Here is a 666-nt window from a genome sequence, read left to right on the forward strand (position 1 = left end):
GGGGCGATGGGCCGCGTGACCGGCAGTCTCGCCTTCGTGGGCGCGGCGCGGGCGGCGTGGCTGATCTCCGACGACCCCGCCGGCCGGGGCGAGGATGCCGACCCGGAGTCGCGGGCCCGCCGCGTCGTGCTCCCCCTGAAGAACAACCTCGCGCCGGACACCGGCGGCCTGGCCTATTCCGTGAGCGGCGACCCGGCCCGCGTGGTCTGGGAGTCGGACCCGGTCTTCCTCACCGCCGACGAGGCCCTCGCCCCCCGCCGGGCCGACGGCGACGGGCCGCGGGAGAGCCCCTGCGTGGAGTGGCTCCGCGAGACGCTCGAGGCGGCCGGAGGCCGCATGCCGTCGGCGGAACTCACGGAGGCCGGCGCCGCCGCCGGTTACAGCGAATCCCAAATCAGTAGGGCGAAGAAGAAGCTTGGCGTGACGTCGGACAAGGGCGGGTTCGAGGGGGGATGGGACAGCGTGCTCCCGTCCGCCGCGGCGGCCGCCCCGGGCGGCGATTCCGACCCCCGAGCCCGCGAAGGCGTCGAAGGCGTCGGCCCCCCGGGGCCCGACGCCTTCGGCGCCTTCGGGCCGTCCGGCCGCGAGCCGGACCTCCGGCTGCCGCCGCACGACCCCTTCGGCGGCGACGGCCAGGACCCGCCGGCTTGACCGTCGGCCCCGACC

Annotated in this window: 1 pseudogene; it reads left to right on the forward strand. The window is 77.3% G+C overall.

The window, feature by feature from the left end:
* A pseudogene (locus tag ACG2DA_RS22945) lies at positions 1 to 651 on the forward strand (hypothetical protein); the annotation flags it as partial.
* Between the last annotated feature and the right edge of the window lie 15 nt (positions 652 to 666).

Origin of the sequence: Alienimonas sp. DA493, from assembly GCF_043951915.1 — a bacterium.
In the GTDB taxonomy this organism is placed as follows: Bacteria; Planctomycetota; Planctomycetia; order Planctomycetales; family Planctomycetaceae; genus Alienimonas.